At 71.7% G+C, this 23,487-nt stretch carries 23 protein-coding genes; 13 read left to right on the plus strand and 10 right to left on the minus strand.

The features are described 5' to 3' along the window. Nucleotides 1-8: 8 nt before the first annotated feature. Nucleotides 9-2,255: a glycoside hydrolase family 3 N-terminal domain-containing protein gene (locus O3X23_RS10000; RefSeq protein ID WP_269270896.1), complete on the minus strand. Its 2,247-nt coding sequence runs from the start codon at nucleotides 2,253-2,255 to the stop codon at nucleotides 9-11. Between the two features lie 325 nt (nucleotides 2,256-2,580). Between O3X23_RS10000 and O3X23_RS10005 the strand changes: the two genes are divergently transcribed. Then, the gene (locus O3X23_RS10005) at nucleotides 2,581-4,146 is read left to right on the plus strand and encodes an oleate hydratase (RefSeq protein WP_269270897.1); all 1,566 of its coding nucleotides are present in this window, start codon (nucleotides 2,581-2,583) and stop codon (nucleotides 4,144-4,146) included. Between the two features lie 70 nt (nucleotides 4,147-4,216). On the opposite strand, the gene O3X23_RS10010 is transcribed toward O3X23_RS10005, so the two are convergent. Together O3X23_RS10010 and O3X23_RS10015 are read right to left on the minus strand one after the other, a co-directional pair. Next, a complete protein-coding gene (locus tag O3X23_RS10010) occupies nucleotides 4,217-4,891 on the minus strand; it encodes a hypothetical protein (protein WP_269270898.1) in 675 nt (224 codons plus the stop codon). A gap of 133 nt (nucleotides 4,892-5,024) precedes the next feature. After that, on the minus strand, nucleotides 5,025-5,615 hold the full coding sequence (locus O3X23_RS10015; RefSeq protein WP_269270899.1) for a TIGR03086 family metal-binding protein: 591 nt from the start codon (nucleotides 5,613-5,615) through the stop codon (nucleotides 5,025-5,027). Between the two features lie 188 nt (nucleotides 5,616-5,803). Between O3X23_RS10015 and O3X23_RS10020 the strand changes: the two genes are divergently transcribed. Further along, nucleotides 5,804-6,781, plus strand: coding sequence for a trypsin-like serine peptidase (locus tag O3X23_RS10020; protein WP_269270900.1), 978 nt, complete (start codon nucleotides 5,804-5,806; stop codon nucleotides 6,779-6,781). 88 nt (nucleotides 6,782-6,869) lie between these two features. Here O3X23_RS10020 and O3X23_RS10025 read toward each other — a convergent pair whose 3' ends face one another. Next, the gene (locus O3X23_RS10025; RefSeq protein WP_269270901.1) at nucleotides 6,870-7,868 is read right to left on the minus strand and encodes a pyridoxal-phosphate dependent enzyme; all 999 of its coding nucleotides are present in this window, start codon (nucleotides 7,866-7,868) and stop codon (nucleotides 6,870-6,872) included. A 129-nt stretch (nucleotides 7,869-7,997) separates the two neighbouring features. Further along, a complete protein-coding gene (locus tag O3X23_RS10030) occupies nucleotides 7,998-8,582 on the minus strand; it encodes a TetR/AcrR family transcriptional regulator (RefSeq protein WP_269270902.1) in 585 nt (194 codons plus the stop codon). 128 nt (nucleotides 8,583-8,710) lie between these two features. On the opposite strand from O3X23_RS10030, the gene O3X23_RS10035 reads away from it, so the two are divergent. The 3 genes from O3X23_RS10035 (at nucleotide 8,711) to O3X23_RS10045 (ending at nucleotide 13,164) form a co-directional block, all read left to right on the plus strand. Further along, the gene (locus O3X23_RS10035) at nucleotides 8,711-9,574 is read left to right on the plus strand and encodes a class I SAM-dependent methyltransferase (RefSeq protein WP_269270903.1); all 864 of its coding nucleotides are present in this window, start codon (nucleotides 8,711-8,713) and stop codon (nucleotides 9,572-9,574) included. A 168-nt stretch (nucleotides 9,575-9,742) separates the two neighbouring features. Next, a complete protein-coding gene (locus O3X23_RS10040) occupies nucleotides 9,743-10,468 on the plus strand; it encodes a spermidine synthase (protein WP_269270904.1) in 726 nt (241 codons plus the stop codon). Between the two features lie 212 nt (nucleotides 10,469-10,680). Further along, nucleotides 10,681-13,164, plus strand: coding sequence for a discoidin domain-containing protein (locus O3X23_RS10045; RefSeq protein ID WP_269270905.1), 2,484 nt, complete (start codon nucleotides 10,681-10,683; stop codon nucleotides 13,162-13,164). A gap of 31 nt (nucleotides 13,165-13,195) precedes the next feature. Here the strand turns inward: O3X23_RS10045 and O3X23_RS10050 are convergent, their stop codons facing one another. Beyond that, nucleotides 13,196-14,158 (minus strand): helix-turn-helix domain-containing protein, encoded by a 963-nt coding sequence (locus tag O3X23_RS10050; RefSeq protein WP_269270906.1) that lies wholly within the window; start codon nucleotides 14,156-14,158, stop codon nucleotides 13,196-13,198. Nucleotides 14,159-14,367: 209 nt separating this feature from the next. Between O3X23_RS10050 and O3X23_RS10055 the strand changes: the two genes are divergently transcribed. Further along, complete coding sequence (locus tag O3X23_RS10055; RefSeq protein WP_269270907.1) at nucleotides 14,368-14,838, plus strand: ATP-binding protein; 471 nt, start codon at nucleotides 14,368-14,370, stop codon at nucleotides 14,836-14,838. 33 nt (nucleotides 14,839-14,871) lie between these two features. Here the strand turns inward: O3X23_RS10055 and O3X23_RS10060 are convergent, their stop codons facing one another. Beyond that, nucleotides 14,872-15,822 (minus strand): GlxA family transcriptional regulator, encoded by a 951-nt coding sequence (locus O3X23_RS10060; RefSeq protein WP_443047809.1) that lies wholly within the window; start codon nucleotides 15,820-15,822, stop codon nucleotides 14,872-14,874. A gap of 208 nt (nucleotides 15,823-16,030) precedes the next feature. Between O3X23_RS10060 and O3X23_RS10065 the strand changes: the two genes are divergently transcribed. Together O3X23_RS10065 and O3X23_RS10070 are read left to right on the plus strand one after the other, a co-directional pair. Next, the gene (locus O3X23_RS10065) at nucleotides 16,031-16,498 is read left to right on the plus strand and encodes a DUF2269 family protein (RefSeq protein WP_269270909.1); all 468 of its coding nucleotides are present in this window, start codon (nucleotides 16,031-16,033) and stop codon (nucleotides 16,496-16,498) included. Between the two features lie 2 nt (nucleotides 16,499-16,500). Beyond that, on the plus strand, nucleotides 16,501-16,776 hold the full coding sequence (locus O3X23_RS10070) for a DUF3817 domain-containing protein (RefSeq protein WP_269270910.1): 276 nt from the start codon (nucleotides 16,501-16,503) through the stop codon (nucleotides 16,774-16,776). A 15-nt stretch (nucleotides 16,777-16,791) separates the two neighbouring features. On the opposite strand, the gene O3X23_RS10075 is transcribed toward O3X23_RS10070, so the two are convergent. Both O3X23_RS10075 and O3X23_RS10080 read right to left on the minus strand, forming a co-directional pair. Next, nucleotides 16,792-17,313 (minus strand): DoxX family protein, encoded by a 522-nt coding sequence (locus O3X23_RS10075; RefSeq protein ID WP_269270911.1) that lies wholly within the window; start codon nucleotides 17,311-17,313, stop codon nucleotides 16,792-16,794. A gap of 104 nt (nucleotides 17,314-17,417) precedes the next feature. Continuing rightward, the gene (locus O3X23_RS10080; protein WP_269270912.1) at nucleotides 17,418-18,002 is read right to left on the minus strand and encodes a helix-turn-helix domain-containing protein; all 585 of its coding nucleotides are present in this window, start codon (nucleotides 18,000-18,002) and stop codon (nucleotides 17,418-17,420) included. 114 nt (nucleotides 18,003-18,116) lie between these two features. On the opposite strand from O3X23_RS10080, the gene O3X23_RS10085 reads away from it, so the two are divergent. Further along, on the plus strand, nucleotides 18,117-18,284 hold the full coding sequence (locus O3X23_RS10085) for a hypothetical protein (protein ID WP_269270913.1): 168 nt from the start codon (nucleotides 18,117-18,119) through the stop codon (nucleotides 18,282-18,284). On the opposite strand, the gene O3X23_RS10090 is transcribed toward O3X23_RS10085, so the two are convergent. Continuing rightward, a complete protein-coding gene (locus O3X23_RS10090; RefSeq protein WP_269270914.1) occupies nucleotides 18,277-19,134 on the minus strand; it encodes a UbiA family prenyltransferase in 858 nt (285 codons plus the stop codon). The two genes, O3X23_RS10085 and O3X23_RS10090, sit on opposite strands and share 8 nt — an antisense overlap. Nucleotides 19,135-19,251: 117 nt before the next feature. Between O3X23_RS10090 and O3X23_RS10095 the strand changes: the two genes are divergently transcribed. The 4 genes from O3X23_RS10095 (at nucleotide 19,252) to lpdA (ending at nucleotide 23,419) form a co-directional block, all read left to right on the plus strand. Then, the gene (locus O3X23_RS10095; RefSeq protein ID WP_269270915.1) at nucleotides 19,252-20,331 is read left to right on the plus strand and encodes a type III polyketide synthase; all 1,080 of its coding nucleotides are present in this window, start codon (nucleotides 19,252-19,254) and stop codon (nucleotides 20,329-20,331) included. A gap of 13 nt (nucleotides 20,332-20,344) precedes the next feature. Continuing rightward, complete coding sequence (locus O3X23_RS10100; RefSeq protein WP_269270916.1) at nucleotides 20,345-20,908, plus strand: isoprenylcysteine carboxyl methyltransferase family protein; 564 nt, start codon at nucleotides 20,345-20,347, stop codon at nucleotides 20,906-20,908. After that, nucleotides 20,905-21,918: an NAD(P)/FAD-dependent oxidoreductase gene (locus O3X23_RS10105; protein WP_269270917.1), complete on the plus strand. Its 1,014-nt coding sequence runs from the start codon at nucleotides 20,905-20,907 to the stop codon at nucleotides 21,916-21,918. The genes O3X23_RS10100 and O3X23_RS10105 overlap by 4 nt, the downstream gene beginning before the upstream one ends. A gap of 94 nt (nucleotides 21,919-22,012) precedes the next feature. Further along, nucleotides 22,013-23,419: a dihydrolipoyl dehydrogenase gene (gene lpdA / locus O3X23_RS10110; RefSeq protein ID WP_269270918.1), complete on the plus strand. Its 1,407-nt coding sequence runs from the start codon at nucleotides 22,013-22,015 to the stop codon at nucleotides 23,417-23,419. The last annotated feature ends 68 nt before the right edge of the window (nucleotides 23,420-23,487 follow it).

Genomic DNA, 23,487 nt, shown 5'->3' on the forward strand with positions numbered 1-23,487 from the left:
GGCCTCCGTCAGGACGCGAACTGGAACCAGTTGAGATTGACAACGTCACCGGAACCGCTGGTGGTGAACGTGACATGGACGGCATGCACCCCTGTCGCCGACCCGGTCAGGGCGGTCGTCCTGCTCGTCCAGTTCTGCCAGCCGCCCGTGGTGCCGACCGGCACGCTCGCGATCACCGGGCCCGTCGTGCTGTCGAGCCGGTACTGCACCGTGCCGGTGATGCCCGCGCCCGAGGCGAACCGTGTGGTGACCGAGGCCGCCCCGGTGGCGCCGAAGTCGAGACTGCCGTAGTTGATCCAGTCGCCGGCCGCGATGTACCCGACATCGGTGCCGCCGCCGGTGTCGGTACAGGCCTCGTTCTGCGTGCCCGACTGGGTTGCGTACGCTTCCGCCTGCGTCAACCGGTACGCACTGGGCACCGATGCCGGACCGTAGGTGAGACCGAAGCCGTACGGGAACAGCGCGGGCTTCCCGTCACCGTCGTTGATCGGCTGCTGGCTCGCGGACTGCATCCACGTGTCGGGCAGCTTGCCGGTGGGCGCGTAGTCGCCGAAGAGCACATCCGAGACACCGTTGCCCTCGGTCCCCGGCAGCCACGCCTCGACGAGCGCGTTCCAGTTCGGCAACTGGCCCGCGAGGTCCATCGGCCGGCCTGAAACGATGACGACCACGACCGGTACCCCCGCCGCCCGCAGTGTGCCGATCGTGTTCAGGTCTGCGGTGCTCAGGCCCATGCCTCCCGGGCGGTCACCCGCTCCCTCGGCATAGGGCGTCTCGCCGACGACGGCGACGGCGACCTTGTACGAGCTGTCGATCCCGGTGCCCGCCGCGTTGTACGTGACGGTGCTGCCGGCGCCCGCCTGGGCCCGGATACCCTGCAGGATCGTCGTGCCCGGCGTCGTGGCCCCGCTCGCTCCCTGCCAGGAGACCGTCCAACCACCGCTCTGGTTACCGATGTTGTCGGCGTTCGAGCCTGCCACGAAGATCTTGTTGTTCGTCTTCGCCAGGGGCAGCACGTTACCGGCGTTCTTCAGGAGCACCTGGGACTCGCGGACGGCCTGCCGGGCGATGGCCCGGTGCGCCGCGCTGCCGACGGTCGAGGTGTAGGCGCGATCGGTCAGCGGGTGCTCGAACAGACCCAGCTCGAACTTCTTCGTCAGGATGCGGCGGTTCGCGTCGTCGATGCGCGACATGGGCACGCGTCCGGCCTGTACCTCGCCGCGCAGCAGGCTGATGAACGACTTCCAGGCGGTGGGCACCATGACCATGTCGATCCCGGCGTTGACCGCCTGCGCGACCTCGGCCGCCGCGAAGCCCGCCTGGCCGTCTATCTGGTCGATGCCGTTCCAGTCCGACACGACGAACCCGGAGAAGCCCAGCTCACCCTTGAGCAAGGTGGTGATCAGGTACTGGTTGCCGTGGTCCTTGACCCCGTTCCAGCTGTTGTACGAGATCATGAACGAGCCGACGCCCTTCTGCACCGCCGCCTGGAACGGCGGCAGGTGGATCGCCCGCAGCTCGGCCTCGGTGATCTGGGCGTTGCCCTGGTCGGTCCCATTGACCGTGCCGCCGTCACCGATGAAGTGCTTCGCCGTCGCGAGCACCGAGGCCGCGCCGCCGAGCGTGCCGCCCTGCAGTCCGGTGACATAGGTGCTCATGGACGTGGCGAGCTCCGGCTTCTCACCGAACGATTCGTAGGTGCGGCCCCACCGGTCGTTGCGGGCCACGCAGAGGCAGGGCGAGAAGTCCCAGTCGATTCCGGTACCCGAGACCTCCTCGGCCGTCGCGCGGCCGATCTGCTGCACCAGCGCCGGGTCGCGGGTCGCACCGAGGCCGATGTTGTGCGGGAAGATCGTGGCGCCGACCACGTTGTTGTGGCCGTGCACCGCGTCCACTCCGTAGATCAGCGGAATGCCGAGGCGGCCGGCCAGCGACGCGTTCTGGAATCCGTCGTACATGGCGGCCCAGCTGGTGGCGTTGTTCGGCGACGGGGCCGAACCACCGCCGGACAGCAGCGAGCCGAGCGCGTAGTTGGTGATGTCGGCGTTGCTGACACTGGCCCGCTCGGCCTGGGTCATCTGGCCGATCTTCTCGTCCAGCGTCATCTTCGCCAGCACCTGACCGACGCGCGTCGCGACGGGCAGCGAGGGGTCCGGATAGGGCTCGTGCGCCGAGGCCCGTTGCGGAACGGCGAGGATGGTGGCCACCAGCGCGAACGTGACCGCGACCGGAACCCGGTGACGCAGCACCGACATCAACCCGGACCCGCGTAACCCGCCCCTTGCGTACGTCAATTCGGATCGTCCTCCAGTGATGACGTGCACCTGACGGATCGTGGCCGCCCGCCCGCCACAGAATCGCGTCTGCGGAGAGCGCGGTCAATGGTTCAGACCTTGAATACCGGTGCTGAATCCAGCCAAAGCACCGGGGGCGCCCTATGGGCCGAACCGGGGACCCGGCCGGACCCCCCGCGTCACGACGCGGCTGAACGGGTACGCCTCCCTACCGCATCACTCCCCGGGAAAAGCCATGGTCACAGGCCCGGGAGTCCACGTGGCGGAGGACAGGTGAGGGACGGACATGGCGAAGGCCTATCTGGTGGGCAGCGGAATCGCTTCGTTGTCGGCGGCGGCGTTCCTGATCCGCGAAGGGGGCTTTTCCGGGGCCGACATCGTGATCCTGGAAGAGCAGGACCGCGAGGGCGGCAGCCTGGACGCGGCCGGATCCCCCGAAACCGGCTACACGATGCGCGGCGGGCGCATGTTCGAAGTCCACTTCGAGTGCACCTACGACCTGCTCTCCTCGATCCCGTCCCTGGACGACCCGTCGAAGTCGGTCACCGAGGACACCTTCGCCTTCCACGAGGACTTCGCCTGGGACGACCACGCCCGGCTGGTGGATGCCGAGGGGAAGGTCATCGACGCGCACTCGATGACCTTCTCCGAGCGTGACCGGCTGGAACTGGTCAAGTGCGTGGCCACGCCCGAGAAGCTGCTGGACGGCAAGCGCATCTCGGACTGCTTCCACGAGGAGTTCTTCACCACCAACTTCTGGGCGATGTGGTGCACCACCTTCGCGTTCGAGCCCTGGCACAGCGCGATCGAGTTCCGCCGCTACCTCAACCGCTTCGTCCACCTGTTCAAGACCTTCGACACCATGTCCGGGATCTACCGCACCAAGTTCAACCAGTTCGACTCGATCGTGCGCCCGCTGCTGAAATGGCTCACCGACCAGGGGGTGACCGTGCAGTTGGACACCCGGGTCACCGACCTCGCCCTCGCACCGGGCAACGCCCTCACCGTCGAGACGATCACCTGGGTCCGGGGCGGGAAGACCGAGGTGACCACTTTGGACACCGGTGACCTGGCGGTGGTCACCAACGGTTCGATGACGGCGAACTCGACCCTCGGCACCACCGACGCGGCACCGGTCCTGGACACCACCACCACGGACGGATCGTGGCAGCTGTGGGAGACGCTGGCGGCCAAGCGTCCGGGGCTGGGCAACCCCTCGGTGTTCGACTCCAGCACCGAGGACTCCACCTGGGAGTCGTTCACCGTCACCACCAAGGACCCGGTCTTCTTCCAGCTCATGGAGAAGTTCAGCGGCAGCGAGGCCGGCAAGGGCGGCCTGATCACGTTCAAGGACTCCAGCTGGCTGCTGACCATCGTCCTCAACCACCAGCCCCACTTCCGCGAGCAGCCCGAGGACACCTTCGTGTGGTGGGGTTACGCGCTGTTCCCCGACAAGCAGGGTGACTTCGTCAGGAAGCCGATGTCCCGGTGCACCGGCCGGGAGATCCTGGACGAGGTGCTGCAGCACCTGCGCTTCGAGCAGCGCCCGCAGATCCTGGACGGCTCGGTCGTGCTCCCGGCGATGATGCCCTACATCACCAGCCAGTTCCTGGTCCGCCAGGCCGGAGACCGCCCCCAGGTCGTCCCCGCGGGATCGACCAACCTGGCCTTCATCGGCCAGTACGCCGAAGTCCCCGACGACGTCGTCTTCACCGTCGAGTACTCCGTCCGCACCGCCTGGACCGCCGTCGCCGGCCTTCTGGGTCTCGACAGGCGGCCGCCCCCCGTCTACAAGGGCCAACACGACCCCAAGGTGCTCGTCGAGGCGCTGCAGACCCTGCACCGGCGCTGACGGGCGTAGCGGTGGAAGCGGTTGCCAGTCGCGTTCGGCACGGCCGGCACCCGCGTGCCGAACCGGCTTCCTACACTGCGTCCACCCTCTTGCAGATCTCCCACGACACCGACGTGGCCACGGTCAGGATGAACGACAGGGACCCCAACGGCGAGACGCCCAGGGGACGGACGGCGCTCAGGCAGCCGGCGTCGAGCTGGTCCTCGTCCATCGGGTCGTCTCCATCACTCAGGATGGCGGCGCGGACTTCCTCCAGCCCTTTCAGGGCATAGCTGCCGATGGGGAGGTCGTCCTCCGTCTCACCGTCCGAGGGCGCGACCAGCCGGCTCGACGGGATCGACAGGATCGCGCGCAACCGGCCGACCGTGGGCTCCTGACAGAGCAGGTGAACCGCGTCCTCGCCAAGTGGCGGCTGCTCGCGGACCAGACGGTCCAGAACCGTGATGCCCAGCACCGCGTACGCACTGCTGTAGCGCCAGCCGATCGCTTCCACCTGGCGCTCGTACTCCAGCGTGGCGTCGCCGAGTTCGCTCAGGGCGCGCGGATGGTGCAGGAAACCGGTGGAGTCGACGTACTCCTCGATGGCGTCGGACGAGTCCGACAGGTGCAGTGCGGTGGACAAAGCCTGACCCCGTGCCTCGTCCACGTCGGCACACGCGTTGTGCAACGAACGCAGCCCCTCCGCCTCGGCCTCGCTCAGCCGTGACGAGTCCGACCCGGTTAATCGCATGAACGAGTAACTCATGGTGCCCCCCTGCTCCTGCGGTCCCGACGACACCACGCTACCCGCGGCCCGGGCAGCGCGGCATCGACGGCCAGATCTTGGGGGGTGGGTATCAACCGGTGGAAATCACCTGGCGGTGATCAGCCGGTGGATGTCAGGCCGCCGGAGTCCACTGGGGGTCACGGCCGGTGAACGCGAGCAGCTTCTGCGCGGCACTCGCCCCCTCGGCGGCCGGCAGGGCGGGACCGAACTTGTGGAAGTTGTCACGGATGAAGTCGACGATCAGGTCGGCGATCACCTGCAGCCCCTCGGCCAGGTCGTCCGTGAGCGGCAGCTCCTGACCCGTGGCCTTGGCGATGTCCCAGGCGTGAACAGCCGCGTCCAGTGCGGCTGTTGCGGTTCCCTGCCAGGCGGGGACCGGACCGAAGGGCGTCGGTACGTTCTCCGCGTCCGGACCGACGGAGTCCCAGGCGGCGGTCGCCGCGGCCAGCACCTCGTCGAGCTGCCCGATCGGATCGGCGTCGAGGGCGTCCGCGGGCTCGAAGGGATCCCCCGGCGGACCCACTTCGGTGATCTGCATGGTGAGTGCCTGCTGGTCGAGCCGCGCGTGATTGAGCACCTGCCGCACCGTCCACTCCGCACACGGAGTCGGATTGGACCAGGCGTCCTGCGGCACGCCCAGCACGGCTGTGCGCAGGTAGCCGTGCGCCTCGGCGAGCAACTTGAATCCGTCGACGGCAGTCATGTCGGGCCCCTTCGCATCAACCAGGATCTGGAAATCGCACCTTAGTCCGCGCCGGATCGACCTGTCAGGGAACTGCGCGGTTGCCGCCTTTGTCCGTTCGGTGATGGACTGGACCGATGGATCACGTGGCGGTGCTCGCCCCGACCGCTCTCAGGGCAAGCCGCACGCGTTCGATCAGAAGGGAACTGATGGTGCGTAGGACCGGGATCATCGGATACGCCGTCGCGTCCGTGGCGGCACTGGTCTTCGGCGGGCTCGCCCCCGTGGCTTCCGCCACGGACGAGGCGACACGGTCGAACCCGTCCGCCGTCCGGCTGGACGCGTACTGGACTCCTGCCCGGATGGCGGACGCGCTGCCCGGCGGGCCGGGTGGCGGGGCCGAGGCCGCGTCATGGGTTCGTGGCGGCTCCCCCGCCGTGGACGGGCCCCGGCCCGGGGAGAGCATTCCGCCCAGCCGCAGCTTCGACGGCATTCCGCAGGCCGGCACCTTCTTCTGGACCGACGCGACCGGCTCCGGGCGGACCTGCAGCGGGTCCGTGGTGCTCGCCCCCGGCCGCGACCTGGTGCTCAGCGCCGGGCACTGCCTGGCGGGCTACTCCGGCACCACCCCCCGGCGCGACCTGGCCTTCGTGCCGCAGTACCACGACGGGCTCAAGCCCTTCGGCATCTTCCCCGTCAGGAACAACGGCGTCTACGTCTCGCAGCAGTACTACGACCTGGGCGAGCACGCGGGAGCCGCGTACGACTTCGCCTTCGCGGTCACCGGCCCCAACCAGGACGGGACACGCCTGCAGGACGCGGTCGGTGGCGTGTGGCTGCTCACCGGGACCGGGTACGACCATGCCCCGGTACGGATGATCGGATATCCGGCGGGTGCGGCGAAACCGCTCGAGTGCTGGAGCCGGACCACCCGATGGGTCAGTGACGATCCGGCCGACCCGGGTACGTTCTCGCGCATCGCCTGCGACGCGTTCGTGGGCGGGACCAGCGGTGGGCCGATGCTGGTGCCGTGGCCGGGCGGCTGGGCGGTGGTCGGGGTCATCGGCGGCTATCACACCGGCGGCAACACCCCCAAGGTCTCCTACAGCGCCTCCTTCGGCGCTGCCGTCCAGAGCCTCTACCGCGCCGCCACCACCGGCGGTCCGCCCGCCGGCCCCGCCTCCTGAGCCCGTCGGACCGGTCGCCGCAAGCGGGCCCCGTACGGGCCGGAGAGGCCGGGGACGAGCCGGGCCGCACCGCCGTCCGGCAGCCGCCTCACGCGCCGCCCGTCGCGGTGGTCAGTGCGGCCGCCGCCCGGGCGAGCGTCTGCGGGTGGCCGTAGAGGCCGGGCAGACCGCCCGAGTGCAGAAAGACCGTGCGCTGTCCGGGAACGATGCCGCCGTCCTCGACCGCCGCGATCAGACCGGCCATCGCCCGTCCCGTGTAGATGGGATCGAGCACCATGCCCTCGGTTCCGGCGGCCAGCAGCAGCGCGGCCATGACCGGTTCGGTCAGGGTGCCGTAGCCCTCACCGACCTGGTCGAGGCGGACCCGCAGGGTCCCCGGCCCGCCGGGTTCCCCGCTCAGTTCCGCGACGAGCCCGGACACGGTGCGGGACGGATCCTCGACGGCGCCGACGTGGATGCCGAGCACGCGCGCGGAGCCCAGGGAGTCGACGAGGCCGGCCATCGTGCCGCCGGAGCCGAGTGCGACGACGACGGTCGACAGGTCGGGGGCCTGCGCGAGGAGTTCACGCCCGCATTCGACGTAGCCGAGCGCTCCCACCGCGCTGGAACCCCCGAAGGGGATGAGCGCCGGGACGGCGCCGCGCTCCCGCAGTTCCCCGGCCACCCGCCCGGCCACGGCCTTGAGTTCCGCCGCACCGACCTCACCGGCCCAGACGACGGTGGCGCCGAACAGCGCGTCGAGTGTGAGGTTGCCGGATCCCGACGCACCGGGCGTGCCACGGAGCACGAGGACGGCGTCGAGCCCCAGCCGGGCGGCGGCGGCCGCGGTCAGCCGCGCGTGGTTGCTCTGCGGAGCCCCGGTGGTCACCAGAACCGTCGCGCCGACGTCGCGGGCGGCGCCGCAGAGCCACTCCAGCTTGCGCACCTTGTTCCCGCCGCCACCCAGACCGATGAGGTCGTCCCGTTTGACCCACAGGTCGTCCGGGCCCAGGCCCAGGGCGCGGGCCAGGCGCGGCATGGGTTCCAGCGGGGTGGGCCACGTCGCCAGCAGGGCTCGCGACGCGTTGCGGCTGTCCGACGTCGTCATCCGGTCCCCCGTTCGCGGCGCCGTCCTGCGCCCGTTGCCGGACATCCTGCCACGTCAGTGATCACGGGCGCCGGGGTGCCGGGCCGGGTGGAGGAGCACGCCGTACGAGGGTCCGGAGAACGCGCCGCGTCAGGGCCCGACGAGTACCGCGACCAGGCGCTCCACCTGCGCACGCGCGTCCGGCGCGTCGACCGGGGTGGTCATCAGGAGGTGGTGGACGGTCCCGACCAGGGCCAGCGCGACTGCCGGCGTGTCGGTGCCGTCCACGAGGCGCCCGAGGCGCTGTTCGGCGTCCAGGTACTCGGCGATCGAGCCCTGGATCGTGGCGAAGCCCGGGGCGCCGGCCTCCAGCGCCTGACGGATCCGCAGGGAGGCGGCGGGGCGGGTGACGGCGAGGCTCGCGACGGTGGGGCCGGCGGAGGTCAGCAGTGCCAGGGCGACGGTGACCAGGTTCCCGGCCACCGTGTCCCGTCCGGCGAGCCGGGGCAGTTCCCGGGCCTGCCGCGCGGTGCGCGCGAACCGGTCCAGGACGAGTTCGGCGACGAACTCGTCCAGGCCGGCGAAGTGGGCGTGCAGCATCCCCTTGGCGCAGTTCGCCTCGCCGGTGATCGCCCGGCTGGTCAGCGCGGCCGGCCCCTCGCGCGCCAGGACCTGCTCGGCGGCGGCGAACAGCCGCCGGCGGACATCCGGTACAGCCACTCCACGCGGTGACATCAGGCTCCTCCTCCGACGCCGCAACTCCCCCTCGTCTATTGGGGGTTGCCAGTATGGGCAAGCGCCCATACTGTTTGGGCGCTTGCCCATACTAGCCCTGGCAAGCCCCGACCCGCCGGAGGTACGCAATGCCGCACGTCGTCAACACCGAGCAGGAGCAGGCATGGAACGGATACGAGGGCGCGCATTGGGCCCGGAACCAAGAGCGTTGGGACGCCGTGAACGAGGGATTCAACGAGCCCCTGCTCACCGCCGCCGCGATCGGCGAGCGGCACCACGTGCTGGACATCGGCTGCGGAGCCGGGTGCACGACGCGGCTGGCGGCCCGCCGGGCGGTCAACGGCCGCGCCCTGGGCCTGGACCTGTCGGCACCGATGCTGGAACGCGCCCGGGAGTCGGCCCGGCACGAGGGTCTGCCCAACGTCGCCTTCGAGCAGGGCGACGCCCAGGTCCATCCCTTCGAGCCGGCCACGTTCGATGCCGTGATCAGCCGCTTCGGGGTGATGTTCTTCGCCGATCCCCACGCCGCCTTCGCCAACATCGCCACGGCCCTGCGGCCGGGCGGCCGCCTGGCGTTCGTCTGCGGCGCGGACGCCGAGCGCAACGAGTGGCTGCAGGCCGTCATGGAACTGCGGGCCTTCCTGCCCCTCGGAACGTTCGGTGCGCCGGAGCGGTCCGGGGCACCGACGGGTCCGGGCATGTTCTCCCTCGCGGACCCGGACGCCACCCGCGCGATGCTCTCCGCCGCCGGCTTCGAGCACATCACCGCGACCCATGTGGAGGCGTACGGAAGCTGGGGGAAGGACGCGGACGAAGCGGCCGGCTTCCTGCTGGGTTCCGGTCCCGGACGGCATCTGACGGAGCAGGTCGGGGCCGAGGAGCGGGACGCCGCCCGCCGGGCCCTCACGGACACCCTGCGCACCCATGAGGAGAACGGCGCGGTACGGCTGCGCGGCACCGGCTGGCTGGTCACCGCCGACCGCCCGCGGTAGCGACGGCCTTCCGGCGCACGTCGCCAACGTCTCCTACGCGTCCGGCAGACGGCGGACGGCATGCCCATCCCATGAAATAGTGGGCGTTTCGGACCCGCCGGCGCGGTCCCGTATCGTGTCGGCCCGAGCGGCGCAGGACGGCACCGGTGGGATGAGGAGGGTGAACGGATGAGCGCGCGTTTCGAGGAGATCGACTGGCAGCCGACGCCGATGGGCGACATCAGTCTGCGACGGCGACGCGACCCCGTGTCCGGCGACGAGGTCTACGAGGTGAAGCTCGGGGACGAGTTCCTGATGTCCAGCCTCTTCACCGCGGGCGAGATCGCACTCACCCGGCTCGGCCTCGCGCAGCTGCCGGACACCGCCCACCTGGATGTCGTCGTGGGCGGACTCGGCCTCGGGTACACCGCGCGAACGGCGTTGGACGACCCGCGAGTGCGCTCGCTGATCGTGGTCGACACGCTGGGCGAGGTGATCGACTGGCACCGGCGCGGCCTGGTCCCCCTGGGTGCCGGACTGGCCTCCGACCCCCGCTGCCGTCTGGTGCAGGGTGACTTCTTCACGATGGTCGGCGACGCCACCGGCCTCGATCCGCAGACACCCGACCGCCGCTTCCACGCCATCCTGCTGGACGTCGACCACTCGCCGCGCCACGTGCTGCACCCGCGCCACGCGGCGCTCTACCAGCCCGCGGGGCTGCGCGCGCTCGCCGACCGCCTGCACCCCGAAGGTGTCTTCGCGCTGTGGTCGAACGACCCGCCGGACGAGGAGTTCTCCTCCGTCCTCGCGGAGGTCTTCGCCCAATCCCAGGCCCACGTCGTCGACTTCGACAATCCCCTGCAGGAGGGGACCGCGACCAACACCGTCTACGTGGCGAGAACAGCGCGGCAGTAGTCCCCGGAGGGCCGGGCGGACGGCGGCCCTCCGGTCGGAAGTGCGTGCGAGGACACTCTTTACAGTCCAGCTCCTTACTGACACGGTCTCTTGGTTACCGCCGGGTTCAATTGGGGGGCGCGGCGGTCACTGACGTGTCTGGGGGGACCGTTGTGCCGTTTCTGTCGTCGCGTTTGCCGTGGCTGCTCCGTCCGCGCTCACGCTGGCTCATAGTGACCTCGCTCGGCGCGGTCGTCGCCGCGTTCGTGCCGTTCCTGGCGGCGGGCGGGCCCGCCGTCGCGGACGGCCGGCCGGCCGTCCCCGTCGTGGGCGGTACGGCCCCACCACCCGCTCCGCACCACGGTGTCGCACCGGCGTCCGCCATGCAGCCGATCGCGCCGGTCCTGTCCAGGGCCGGCTGGACGGCGGCGGCCGGCGACGAGGAGACGGTCGGCGAGAACGGCCGGGCGGCCAACGTCCTGGACGGGAACCCCGCCACGCTGTGGCACAGCAAGTGGACGGCGCCCGCCACCGCGCTGCCGCACAGCCTCACCATCGACATGCACCGCACGGCGGTGGTGTCCGCCTTCGTCTACCGGCCGCGCAGCAACGGACCCAACGGCCGGGTCGGCGTCTACGCCATAGCGCTCAGCGCGGACGGGCTGACGTGGACACCGCCGGTGGCCACCGGCACGCTGCCGGACGACAGCACCGTCAAGACGTTGAACTTCGCGGCCCAGGGCACCAGGTTCGTGCGGCTGACCGCCTCGACGGAGGCCGGAAACCGCGGCCCGTGGACGTCGGCGGCCGAGATCGACCTGCTGGGTGATCCCGGCCTGCCCGCCTCCGTCGTCGAACTCCCCGTCACCGGCTGGACCGCCACCGCCGGCGATGAGGAGACGTCCGCGGAGAACAACCGGGCCGGCAATGTCCTGGACGGTGACGCCACCACCCTGTGGCACAGCAAGTGGTCCGGCACACCCACCGCCCTGCCGCACGCCATCACGCTGGACATGCATACCGACCAGCTCGTATCCGCGCTCAGTTACACCCCCCGCGTCTCGGGGGCCAACGGCCGGATCGGCGCCTACTCCGTGGCCACCAGCCTCGACGGAGTCACCTTCGGGGCCCCGCTGGCCGCCGGGACGTGGAAGGACGACGACACGGTCAAGAGCGCCACGTTCACCGCGCCGACCACGGCCCGGTTCGTGCGCCTGACCGCCACCAGCGAGGCCGGCGGCCGCGGACCGTGGTCCTCCGCGGCCGAGATCCGCCTCAGCGGGCCCGCCGACCCGGCCGTCGCCGGGTCGTGGAGCCCGGTCACCGGCTTCCCGCTCGTACCGGTGGCGACCGCGCTGCTGCCGAACAACAAACTGCTCGCCTGGTCGGCGTACGCCATCGACCGCTTCGGCGGCAGCAACGGCTACACCCAGACCGCCATCATGGATCTCACCACCGGCCAGGTCACCCAGCGGCGCGTCGACAACACCGGTCACGACATGTTCTGCCCCGGCATCGCGATGCTCGCCGACGGCCGTGTGCTGGTCACCGGCGGCAGCAACGCCGCCCGTGCCAGCATCTACGATCCCCGCACCGATGCCTGGTCCGCGGCCGTGGACATGAACATCCCGCGCGGCTACCAGGCCATGACGCTGCTCTCCAACGGCGACGCCTTCGTCCTCGGCGGCTCCTGGAGCGGCGGCCAGGGAGGCAAGGACGGCGAGGTGTGGTCCGCCGCGACCAGCACCTGGCGCAAGCTGCCCGGCGTACCGGCCACCACCACGATGACCGCGGATCCCGCCGGCCCCTACCGGGCCGACAACCACCAGTGGCTCTACGGCACGTCCAACGGCCGGGTACTCCAGTTGGGACCCAGCAAGCAGCTCAACTGGATCGACACCACCGGCGACGGCAGCATCACCCCGGCCGGGGTCCGCGCCGACAGCCCGGACGCGATGAACGGGAACGCCATCGCCTACGACATCGGGAAACTCCTCACGCTCGGCGGCGCCACCGCGTACCAGGACGTCAACGCCACCAACCGCGCATACACCGTCGATCTCACGGCCGGCCCGCAGCCCGTCAGCACCCGCACCGGCGACATGGCCTTCGCCCGCGCCTTCAGCAACAGCGTCGTCATGCCGGACGGCAAGGTCGCCGTCTTCGGCGGCCAGTCCAGGCCCGTCCCCTTCTCCGATGCCACCTCCGCCATGACCCCGGAGATCTGGGATCCGGCCACCGGCGCCTTCACCCGCATGGCCACCATGGCCGTACCCCGCAACTACCACAGTGTCGCCAACCTGCTCCCCGACGGCCGAATATTCTCCGGCGGGGGCGGGCTGTGCGGCGACTGCGCCACCAACCACTTCGACGGAGCGATATTCACCCCGCCGTACCTGCTCAACCCCGACGGCACGCAGCGACCGCGACCCGTCATCACCAGCACACCGCCCGCGACGGCTGGTTACGGCAGCACGCTGACCGTCACGACCGGCACGCCGGTCACCGCCTTCTCCCTCGTCCGCACCGGAGCGGCCACCCACTCCACGGACAACGACCAGCGCCGCGTGCCGCTCGCCTCGCGCCAGGTGTCGGCCGGGGTCCACGAACTGACCATTCCCACCGACCCCGGCACGGCGCTGCCGGGCACCTACCTGCTGTTCGCCCTCAACGCCGCCGGAGTGCCCAGCATCGCGAAGACCATCACCCTCGGATAGGACGGCCTCGCGGTCCCGCTGGTCGCAGCGATCACAACCAGCCGCGTTTGGCCGCCTGCAGGCCGGCCTGGAAGCGGGTCTTCGCGTCCAGCGCCTCCAGCAGGTGGGCCACGCGGCGGGTCATGGTCCGCTGGGTGATGCCGAGCGCGCGCGTGATCGTGGCGTCCTTCATCCCGGCCGCCAGCATGGAGAGCAACTCCTGGTCGGCGGGGGCCAGCGCGCCGGCCGCGCCCTTCTTGTCGACGGCCAGCGGGGTCGCCCGTTCCCACAGCAGGTCGAAGCAGGTGACCAGAGCCGTCAGCAGCGGAGAGGGATGGACGAACAGGGCGGCCATCGACTCGGTCGCCTCGAAGTTCAACGGGATCATCGCGGCCCGCCGGTCCGCGATGAGCATCTTCATCCGCACCGCCGGCAGGCTCCTGGCCTGCTCGCCGGCGTCGATGCAGTCCTGGACGAAGGGCATGCGCCCCTCGAGCGACACCGAGTCGTAGATCACCCGGCAGCTGATCCCGCGGCGCAGCAGCTCGAACTCGATCGGGTTGAACGTCGGACTGCTGAAGTACGGCGGGCAGTCGATGACCTGCATCTCCTCCTCCGAGCCGAGCTGCATCTGCTCGACCCGGTTCAGCTGCGCCTCACGGCCCTCCACCAGCTCGACCAGCTCGCTGGGGTGGCCGGCGCCCTCGCCCTGCAGGCGCAGCGCGAGCGAGCGCACGTGTGCGCGGAGCTCGTCCAGTTCCCGCTCCCGGCGGGAGGCGAGTGAGCCGACGGCCGCTTCGGGAGGCGAGGCGACGTAGCGCACGGGCGAGCCCGTCAGCCGCGTGATGAGGCCGGCGTCCGCCAGGCGGCCCAATGCCGGTCGGAGGCGGGCCGCGGTCGAGCCGTCCCGGACGGCCAACTGGGCCGCGGTGCTGCGCGGTGCGGAGAGAAGATGCAGGTAGAGGGCGCTTTCCACCTCACCGAGCCCCACGGGCGCCAGGAAACCGTCAGACACCGGACCCCCAAATGGGTGCGTCTACTTATGGTCAATGTCTACTATCCGGCATTCCCCTCAGGAAGGGGCCGGTTTACGGTGGGTTTCGGCCAATCCGTTCGAAGTCTCTGGATCGGCCTCCCCCAGCGGCAACACCCCGAAGCGGCCCGCTCGGCCTACGGACACGTTCGACCCGGGTTCGATGCCGCTCCACCGGAAGGATCCGCGCTGTGCCGGTCTCCATCCAGTCCCAGCTCCGCCAACGCATCTTCACGGTGCCCACGGTCGCGATCTCGGTGCCGACCGCCCGGCGCCGCGCGCGAGCGCATCTCGCCGCGTGGGATCTGGACGTGGAGCACCCCGTGGTGGAGACGGCCCTGGTCATCCTGACCGAGTTCCTGACCAACAGTGTCCAGCACACCGCGCACCGCTCTCCGACCGCCGACATCATTCTGGCGCTCGGCCCGCGCTGTCTCATCGTCGCCGTGCACGACCGCCACCCCCACTGCCCCCGCCCGACCCCCGCACCGCATGCGGACGGGAGCGGCGGCTGGGGGCTGCGCCTGGTGGCGGATCTCGCCGCGGAGGCCCGCGGGAGCATCCATACGCACACCGACGCCGACGAGCAGGGGAAGACGCTCCTGGTCCGGCTGCCCCGCCCCGACCGGACTCCGCCGTGCGCGCGGGACGCCTTCCTCTAGCGTTTCCTCCCGCCGGGCGTTCGTCGGCTCATCTCACGCGGCGGAGCGGCGGAACGAGGACCGGTAGGCGTACGGGGTCACTCCGACGACTCGTTTGAAGCGCTCACGGAACGCGGTCGGCGACCCGAAACCCGCCTGCGCCGCGATCCGCTCGATCGCGTGGTCGGTAGTCTCCAGCAGGAACTGCGCTCTCCGTACGCGCGCCCGCAGCAGCCACTGCAGCGGTGTGGTGCCGGTCTGCTCCCGGAACCGCCGGCTGAACGTCCGCTCGCTCATCCCACCGCGCGCGGCCATGGCATCCAGCGTGATGTCCTGGCCGAGGTGGTCCTCGATCCACGACAGCACCGGTTCCAGCAGCGACCCCCGGGCCACCGGCGGTTGCGCGTGGACGATGAACTGCGCCTGGCCACCCTCGCGTTCCAGCGGCACGACCGCCATCCGGGCGGCGTCGGCCGCCACGGCCGAACCCAGGTCACGGCGGATCATGTACAGGCACAGATCCAGGCCGGCCGCCGCACCGGCGGAGGTGAGGAGCTGGCCGTTGTCGACGTACAGGACGTCGGGCTCTACCTCGACCAGGGGGAACCGCGCGGCGAACTGCTCCGCCGCCACCCAGTGGGTCGTCGCCCGCAGCCCGTCCAGCAGGCCCGTCGCCGCCAGGATGAACGCGCCGGTGCAGATCGAGGCGATGCGCGTGCCCGAGGCGGCCGCGGCGCGCAGCGCGTCGAGCACCTCGGGTGCCGGCGGCGGGGCGTCTTCCGCGCACCCCGGAACGATGATCGTGTCCGCCTCCGCCAGCGCCTCGAGACCCCAGGGAACGCGCAGGGCGAACGCCTCACCGGCGACCTCCGGCGCGGCGCCGCACACCCGCACGCGGTAGGGCCGGCGCCCGTCGGGAAGGCGGGTGCGCCCGAACGCGTCGATGGGCGTCGCCATGTCGAAGGGCACCACGTGATCCAGGACGAGGACTGCGACCGTATGCACGCGGTACACGATAGGCGGGTTTCCGCCGCAGGAGGATATGCCTGTTCACCGGGCTGTCGCCTCGGACAGATGCAGGTCGGACATATGGCGGGAACCCGTTGGCATTTGGCGTTCCGGCCCATGGGAGACCTGCGGCGCTCCGCTTAGCGTGTGGTGCGGCCACACCGGCCACCGGTCGATCCGTCCCAACCGAAAGCGCATCCGCAACGTGACGAAATTCCTCCTCGCCGTCCACGTCCTGGCCGCCATCGTCGCGATCGGCCCCGTGACGGTCGCCGCCAGCATGCTGCCGGTCGCAGCCCGCCGCGCCCAGGCGGCGAGTCCGGACGCCTCGTCCCTCGCCACGGTCCGCCTGCTGCACCGCATCTGCCGCGTGTACGCCGTGATCGCCCTGACGGTCCCGGTCTTCGGGTTCGCCACCGCGAGCAGCCTCGGTGTCCTCGGTGACACCTGGCTCATCGTCTCCATCGTGCTCACCGCTGTCGCCGCGGCGGTCCTGGCGCTGCTGGTGCTGCCCCGCCAGGACGCCCTGCTGGCCCAGCTCGACGCCGGATCACCCCCCGTCGAGCGCAGCACGACCGTACGGCTGGCGATGCTCACCGGGGTCTTCAACCTGCTGTGGGCAGCGGTGACCGTCCTGATGATCATTCGGCCCGGATCCACCACAGGAGCCTGACGATGAACCGCACCCGGCAGCCGCTGCGCGTCTCCGCCGCCGTCGAACTGGCCTCCCTCGTGGTCCTGTTGGCCAACGTGTGCACGGTGCACCTGCCCGCGATCTCCTCGCTGGCCGGCCCCGTCCACGGCTGCGCCTACCTGTTCACCGTCATCGCCGGTGCGCGCGATCCGGGCAGGACCCGGCGCACCACCGCCCTGACGCTGATCCCCGGCGTCGGCGGCCTTCTCGCCCTGCGCCGGCTGACAGCGCGGGAAGCGGACGGCGTCACGCCGTGAGAGCGCGCCGGGGTCCTACTCCTCGGCGGCGGCCGCCTGCGCCTTCGTTCGCTTCGTGACCACGGCGGCGGCTGCCAGCGCGCTGCCCACGAAAGCCGCCGCGACCATCCACGGCCGGTCGAACCGGTGGCCGGTGGCGTGGTCCAGGGCGTAGCGTCCCGCGCCCGCGAGACCCACCGTGGCCGCGGCGAAGCCGAGGAACGCGGGGTATTCGAAGCCGCCGCCCTGCGCGAAGAATCCGGCCGGCGCGTGCACCGCCACGGCGCCCGCCATCGCGCCCGCCGCTGCCGCGCCGGCCGCGGGGGTGCCCAGGCCCAGTGCCAGCAGTGCTCCGCCGCCCGCCTCACCGAGACCGGCGGCGAGCGCGCTCTGTCGGCCGGGCGTGAACCCCATGTGCTCCATCGCGTCCGCGGTCCCCTCCAGGCCCCCGCCACCGAACCAGCCGAACAGCTTCTGCGTCCCGTGGGCCATCAGCACCGCGCCGGTGCCGACTCGAAGGGTCAGCAGACCGAGGTCCCGTCGGTTGATGCACGTCATCGCTGTCTCCAGGTGGGTGGCTGCGCACGAACGGCTTCGGGCAGATCTCTCCACTCTCCGTGTCACGAGCCGCGTCCGCGCCCCGGCCGTGGGCCATCCGGGCGTCACGCGCGAGGCTTGGCGCGCACGTGCATGCGCTCCCCCTGCCTGCCGAAGAGGCTGAGGACCTCGACCGGCCGCCCGTCCGCGCTGCCGAACCAGTGCGGCAGCCGGGTGTCCCACTCGGCCACCTCGCCGGCGCCGAGGATCAGGTCGTGTTCGGCGAGGACGAGCCGCAACCGCCCGTCCAGCACGTACAGCCACTCGTAGCCCTCGTGCGTACGGAGATCCGGCTCGGAGCCCCGGTCGGGGATGACCATCTTGTACGCCTGCAGTCGGCCCGGAGTGCGGGACAGCGCTATGGACGTACCGCCGTTCATCATCGGGCGCGGGGTCAGCCGCACCCGTGGATCGCCCACTTCGGGAGCGCCGACCAGTTCGTCGAGGGCGACGTGGTAGGCGGCGGCGAGCGGCAGCAGCAGTTCCAGGCTGGGGCGGCGCTGCCCGGACTCCAGCCGGGACAGGGTGCTCCTGGAGATGCCGGTCGCCTCGGAGAGCGAGGCCAGGGTGAGGCCGTGCTCGGCGCGCAGCCGCCGGAGCCGGGGAGCGACCTCGTCGAGGACCGCTTGGTGGGGCGCTGGGTTGTCCATGCGGGCATTCCACCCTGTCGTCCCGGGATCGGCAACAAGAGTTGCCGCCTCGCCGCACCGGGTCCACGCTCCCCGGCATGAGCACCACGACGACCAGGGAACGGCGCGTCCGTCATGGGCGCCGTGTTCGCCCTCGCGTCGGCGACGAACGACATCACCACGGCGCGCCCCGAGGCCGTGTCGACCGGCATGAGGATCACGTTCGCGGTGGCGGCGGCCCTGATCGTCGTCGCGCTCGTCATCGCGGCGGCCGGGGTCCGCGCACGGGGCGGGGTCAGGTGATCGCCGCGCCGCGGCCCACGAGCAGGGCCACGTCCAGCGCCGCCACCACGACCGCGGCCGCGAAGGCCGCCCGCTGCCGGCGGCGGCCCGCCACCGACCCGGCGACGGCGACGGCGACGGCGGCGAGCAGCGCCACCGCGCTGCGGGTGCCGGGCGGTCCGGCCGGTCCGAGCACCAGGACCGCGGTCGCGGCCACCAGCGGCAGGGGGAGCAGCAGACGGGTTCCGAAGGTGCCGAGTCGCTGCGGCCAGCCCCGCACACCGGCCGCGAGGTCACCGCGGATGTCCGGCAGCACATCGCCCAGGTGGGCGCCGACGCCCAGCAGCGCCCCCGCGCAGACGATCCACCAGGCCGGCCACGGGTGCCCCGGCAGGCTGAGGGCGACGAAGGCCGGCAGGCTCGCGAAGCCCGCCGCGTAGGGCAGCCACGACCAGGCCGTCGCCTTGAGGCGCAGGTCGTACGCCCATGCCGCGGCGACCCCCGCCAGGTGGACGCTCCCCGCGAGCGGACCGCAGGCCAGCGACAGCGGGACGCACAGGGCCAGGGCGCACCCCGCGGCAATCCACACGGTCCCGGTCCGGACGGCGCCCGCGGCGATCGGCTTGTCCCGGCGGCCGGCGGCGAGGTCGCGGCGCGCGTCGAACGCGTCGTTGCACCAGCCCACCGACAACTGGCCGGTCAGTACCGCCGCGGCGATCAGCGCGGTGAGCGCGGCGGTGTGGCCCGCGGCCCCGGCCAGAACGGCGATCAGCACGGTGACGGCCGCCGTCGGGCCGGGGTGGCAGGAGCGCGCCAGAGCCCACGACGAAGCCCACGTCGGGGCACCTGCGGTCCGCTCGGGGATGGCCACGGGCCGATCCTAGGCACATCCGGTCGTGTCGCAGCGTGTCCGGCCGGTCACCAGGTGTTGAATTGCCCGTCCCGGGTGAAGTTCCCGAGCAGGGAGCGCCCCCACGTCGGGAGTCCCATGACCCGTATCGCAGCCGTTCACGGCGCCCTGGCGCCGCACCGTCACGCGCAGGCCGAGATCACGGACATAGTGGCGCGCACGTGTCTGCCCCCGAGCGCCGACCGCCGCCTGTTGGACCGGCTCCACCAGGGATCGCGGGTCCGGTCGCGCCATATGACGCTGCCGCTCGACCAGTACGCGGAGCTCGACGGGTTCGGCGCGGCCAACGACGCCTTCATCACCGGGGCCACCGCCCTCGGCTCACAGGTGATCCGCGGGGCGCTGCGTACCGCGGGGCTGCTCCCCTCCGACGTCGATCTCCTGATGTTCACCTCCGTCACCGGGATCGCCACCCCCTCGATCGACGCGCGGCTCATCGGACGGCTCGGACTGCGTGAGGACGTCAAACGCATGCCGCTGTTCGGCCTCGGCTGCGTGGGGGGAGCCGCCGGACTGGCCCGCGTGCACGACTACCTGCTCGGGCGGCCGGATCACGTGGCGGTGCTGCTGTCGGTCGAGCTGTGCTCACTCACCTTCCAGCGCGACGACGACTCCATGGCCAACCTGGTGGCCTCGGCCCTGTTCGGTGACGGCGCCGCCGCCGTCGTGGTCCACGGCGCGGCGCGCGCCACCGAGCCGTCCGCCGGGGTGCCCGCGCCCTCGGGGCCGGTGATCGTGGCGACGCGCAGCCGGCTCTACCCCGACACCGAACAGGTCATGGGCTGGAACATCACCGACTCCGGTTTCCGGGTCGTCCTGGATCCGGCCGTCCCCGACGTGGTGCGCCGCTACCTCGCCGACGACGTCAAGGACTTCCTGGGCGAGCACGGACTGAAACCGAAGGACGTGGCCTCCTGGGTCTGCCACCCGGGCGGCCCCCGGGTCCTGGAGGCGGTCGCGGAGAGCCTCGAACTGCGCGAGGGCGCCCTGGATGTGACCTGGCGGCACCTGGCCGACGTCGGGAACCTCTCCTCGTCCTCCGTACTGCACGTGCTGCGCGACACCTGGGCGGAGCGCCGCCCACCGGCGGGCGCCCCGGGCCTGCTGTTGGCGATGGGACCCGGATTCTGCTGCGAACTGGTGCTGCTGCGCTGGTAGGTCGGAGGACTTCATGACCTGGTACGCCCTGCTGGTGGCGGCGGTCGCCGCCGAGCGCGTCGCCGAACTCGTCGTCGCCCGGCGCAACGAGCGGTGGAGCCTGTCCCGGGGCGCGGTCGTCGCCGGCCGGCGGCACTATCCGGCCATGGTCGCCCTGCACACCGCACTCCTCGCGGGGTGCCTGCTCGAGGCCGGGCTCGCCGGCCGCGCCTTCGTACCCGCCCTGGGGTGGCCCATGCTGGCCGTCGTGGTGGCGGCGCAAGGCCTCCGATGGTGGTGCATCAGCACCCTGGGGCCGCGCTGGAACACCCGCGTGATCGTCATTCCCGGGATGCCGTTGATCACCGGCGGCCCCTACCGATGGCTCGGCCACCCCAACTACGCCGCCGTCGTCGCCGAAGGCCTGGCACTGCCCCTGGTGCACACCGCCTGGGTCACCGCCACCGTCTTCACCGTCCTGAACGCCGTGCTGCTCACCGTGCGCGTCCGCTGCGAGAACGAGGCCCTGGCCGGCGCCGTCCCCCGGGCCGCACCTGCCGACGCGCCCGGAGCCGCCGTTCCGGACCCGACGACGTGATCGACGTCCTGGTGGCCGGCGGGGGCCCCGCCGGGCTGGCCGCCGCCCTGCACGCCGCCCTCGCCGGGATGCGCGCCGTCGTCGTGGAACCCCGGACCGCTCCCGTGGACAAGGCGTGCGGGGAGGGGGTCATGCCGGGCGGTGTCGCCGCGCTGCGGGCGCTGGGCATCGACCCCGAGGGACGCGAACTGCGCGGCATCCGCTACCTCGACGCCACCCGCAGCGCCGAGGCCCGCTTCCGTGCCGGCCCCGGTCTGGGGGTCCGCCGCACCACCCTCCACGCGGCACTGCACCAGCGCGCCCGGGATCTCGGTGTGGAGATGGTGACCGGCAAGGTGTCCGACGTACGCCAGTCGGCGGACCGGGTGACGGCCGCGGGACTGACGGCACGCTGGCTGATCGCCGCCGACGGACTGCACTCCCCCGTCCGCCGCGGCCTGGGGCTGGCGCTCCCGGACCGCGCGGAAGGGCGGTACGGGCTGCGCCGGCACTACCGGGTGGAGCCGTGGACGGACCTCGTCGAGGTGCACTGGTCCGCCCACGGCGAGGCCTATGTGACGCCGGTCGCCGACGACCTGGTGGGGGTGGCCGTACTGAGCCGTGTCCGGCGCGGGTACGACGACCACCTCGCCGCCTTTCCGGCGCTCGCCGCGCGGCTGGGCGACGCGACGGCGAGCGCGGTGCGCGGCGCCGGGCCGCTGCGCCAGCGGGTACGCCGCCGGGTCGCCGGCCGGATCCTGCTGGTCGGCGACGCCGCGGGATACACCGACGCCCTCACCGGGGAGGGCGTCGCCCACGGCCTGCGCAGCGCCGAGGCCGCGGTGGGGTGTCTGCTCGGCGGATGCCCGGAGCGGTACGAGGCCGAGTGGACGCGGCTGACCCGGCGCCACCGCCTGCTGACCGGAGCGCTGCTGACGGCCGCCCGGCACCCGCACTCCGCCCGGCTCGTCGTCCCGGCCGCGTCACGGCTGCCCGCAGTCTTCACCGCCGCGGTGCACGCGCTGCGCTGACCGGTGGAGGGCCGGGGCGCCGCGCCGTGTGAGAGACGGCACCCTTGGCCGGATGCCCGCTCGGACCGGGTCCTGGATGTCTAGGGTGTGGATCATGAGTACACACTTTGATGTCGTGGTCCTCGGCGCGGGTCCTGGCGGATACACCGCCGCGGTCCGCGCGACCCAGCTCGGTCTGCGAGCGGCGGTCATCGAGGAGAAGTACTGGGGCGGGGTGTGCCTGAACGTCGGCTGCATCCCGTCGAAGGCGCTGCTGCGCAACGCCGAACTGGCCCACATCTTCACCCAGGAGGCGAAGACCTTCGGGATCCGGGTCGAGGGCAAGGTCAGCTTCGACTACCGCGAGGCGTACCTGCGCAGCCGGAAGGTCGCCGACGGCCGCGTCGCCGGCGTGCACTACCTGATGAAGAAGAACAAGATCACCGAGTACGACGGCCGGGGCACCTTCACCGACGACCACACGCTGCGGGTGGCGTTGCGGGACGGTGGGACGGAGACGGTGACGTTCGATCACTGCGTCGTCGCGACCGGGGCCACGACGCGACTGCTGCCGGGCACCTCGCTGAGCGAGCGGGTCGTGACCTACGAGGAGCAGATCCTCACCGACACGCTTCCGGAGAGCATCGTCATCGCCGGGGCCGGCGCGATCGGCGTCGAGTTCGCGTACGTGCTGCACAACTACGGGGTGAAGGTCACGATCGTCGAGTTCCTCGACCGGGTCGTCCCGCTGGAGGACGTCGAGATCTCCGCCGAACTCGCCAAGCGCTACCGGCGGCTGGGCATCGAGATCCTGACCTCCACCCGGGTGGAGTCCATCGACGACAGCGACCCGGCGGGCAAGGTGCGGGTCACCGTCACCCGCGACGGGCAGCAGCGGATCCTGGAGGCCGACAAGGTCCTGCAGGCGATCGGCTTCGCGCCGCGCGTCACCGGCTACGGTCTGGAGGCCACCGGTGTGCGGCTGACCGAGCGCGGCGCGATCGACGTGGACGCCCGCGGGCGTACGAACGTGCCGCACATCTTCGCGATCGGCGACGTCACCGCGAAGCTGATGCTGGCGCACGCGGCGGAGTCGATGGCGGTGATCGCGGTGGAGACCATCGCCGACGCCGAGACCATGGAACTCGACTTCACCATGATTCCGCGCGCCACGTACTGCCAGCCGCAGATCGCCAGCTTCGGCTGGACCGAGGCCCAGGCCCGTGAGAAGGGCTTCGACGTCAACGTGGTGAAGTTCCCCTTCACCGCGAACGGCAAGGCCCACGGCCTCGGCGACCCGGCCGGCTTCGTGAAGGTCATCAGCGACCGGACCCACGGTGAGCTGCTCGGCGCGCACCTGATCGGCCCGGAGGTCACCGAGCTGCTGCCGGAGCTGACCCTGGCCCAGCAGTGGGATCTGACGGTGCACGAGGTGGCGCGCAACGTGCACGCCCACCCGACGCTGGGCGAGGCGGTCAAGGAGGCCGTCCACGGCCTGGCCGGGCACATGATCAACTTCTGACCGCGCTGGTCGCGGAGGGTCCCGGTCCGCGGTACGGGCCCCTTCGCGGCGCGCCGCCCCACTCCGCG

Origin of the sequence: Streptomyces sp. H39-S7 (assembly GCF_027158205.1) — a bacterium.
Lineage (GTDB): Bacteria > Actinomycetota > Actinomycetes > Streptomycetales > Streptomycetaceae > Actinacidiphila.

What these genes read in the sequence shown, in the direction of transcription:
- O3X23_RS10020 (WP_269270900.1), top strand. Translation starts at nt 5,804, where the DNA reads ATGGTGCGTAGGACCGGGATCATCGGATACGCCGTCGCGTCCGTGGCG.
- lpdA (WP_269270918.1), top strand. Translation starts at nt 22,013, where the DNA reads ATGAGTACACACTTTGATGTCGTGGTCCTCGGCGCGGGTCCTGGCGGA.
- O3X23_RS10100 (WP_269270916.1), top strand. Translation starts at nt 20,345, where the DNA reads ATGACCTGGTACGCCCTGCTGGTGGCGGCGGTCGCCGCCGAGCGCGTC.
- O3X23_RS10005 (WP_269270897.1), top strand. Translation starts at nt 2,581, where the DNA reads ATGGCGAAGGCCTATCTGGTGGGCAGCGGAATCGCTTCGTTGTCGGCG.
- O3X23_RS10075 (WP_269270911.1), bottom strand. Translation starts at nt 17,313, where the DNA reads ATGACGTGCATCAACCGACGGGACCTCGGTCTGCTGACCCTTCGAGTC.
- O3X23_RS10095 (WP_269270915.1), top strand. Translation starts at nt 19,252, where the DNA reads ATGACCCGTATCGCAGCCGTTCACGGCGCCCTGGCGCCGCACCGTCAC.
- O3X23_RS10080 (WP_269270912.1), bottom strand. Translation starts at nt 18,002, where the DNA reads ATGGACAACCCAGCGCCCCACCAAGCGGTCCTCGACGAGGTCGCTCCC.
- O3X23_RS10035 (WP_269270903.1), top strand. Translation starts at nt 8,711, where the DNA reads ATGCCGCACGTCGTCAACACCGAGCAGGAGCAGGCATGGAACGGATAC.
- O3X23_RS10010 (WP_269270898.1), bottom strand. Translation starts at nt 4,891, where the DNA reads ATGAGTTACTCGTTCATGCGATTAACCGGGTCGGACTCGTCACGGCTG.
- O3X23_RS10085 (WP_269270913.1), top strand. Translation starts at nt 18,117, where the DNA reads ATGGGCGCCGTGTTCGCCCTCGCGTCGGCGACGAACGACATCACCACG.
- O3X23_RS10040 (WP_269270904.1), top strand. Translation starts at nt 9,743, where the DNA reads ATGAGCGCGCGTTTCGAGGAGATCGACTGGCAGCCGACGCCGATGGGC.
- O3X23_RS10015 (WP_269270899.1), bottom strand. Translation starts at nt 5,615, where the DNA reads ATGACTGCCGTCGACGGATTCAAGTTGCTCGCCGAGGCGCACGGCTAC.
- O3X23_RS10000 (WP_269270896.1), bottom strand. Translation starts at nt 2,255, where the DNA reads ATGTCGGTGCTGCGTCACCGGGTTCCGGTCGCGGTCACGTTCGCGCTG.
- O3X23_RS10025 (WP_269270901.1), bottom strand. Translation starts at nt 7,868, where the DNA reads ATGACGACGTCGGACAGCCGCAACGCGTCGCGAGCCCTGCTGGCGACG.
- O3X23_RS10030 (WP_269270902.1), bottom strand. Translation starts at nt 8,582, where the DNA reads ATGTCACCGCGTGGAGTGGCTGTACCGGATGTCCGCCGGCGGCTGTTC.
- O3X23_RS10070 (WP_269270910.1), top strand. Translation starts at nt 16,501, where the DNA reads ATGAACCGCACCCGGCAGCCGCTGCGCGTCTCCGCCGCCGTCGAACTG.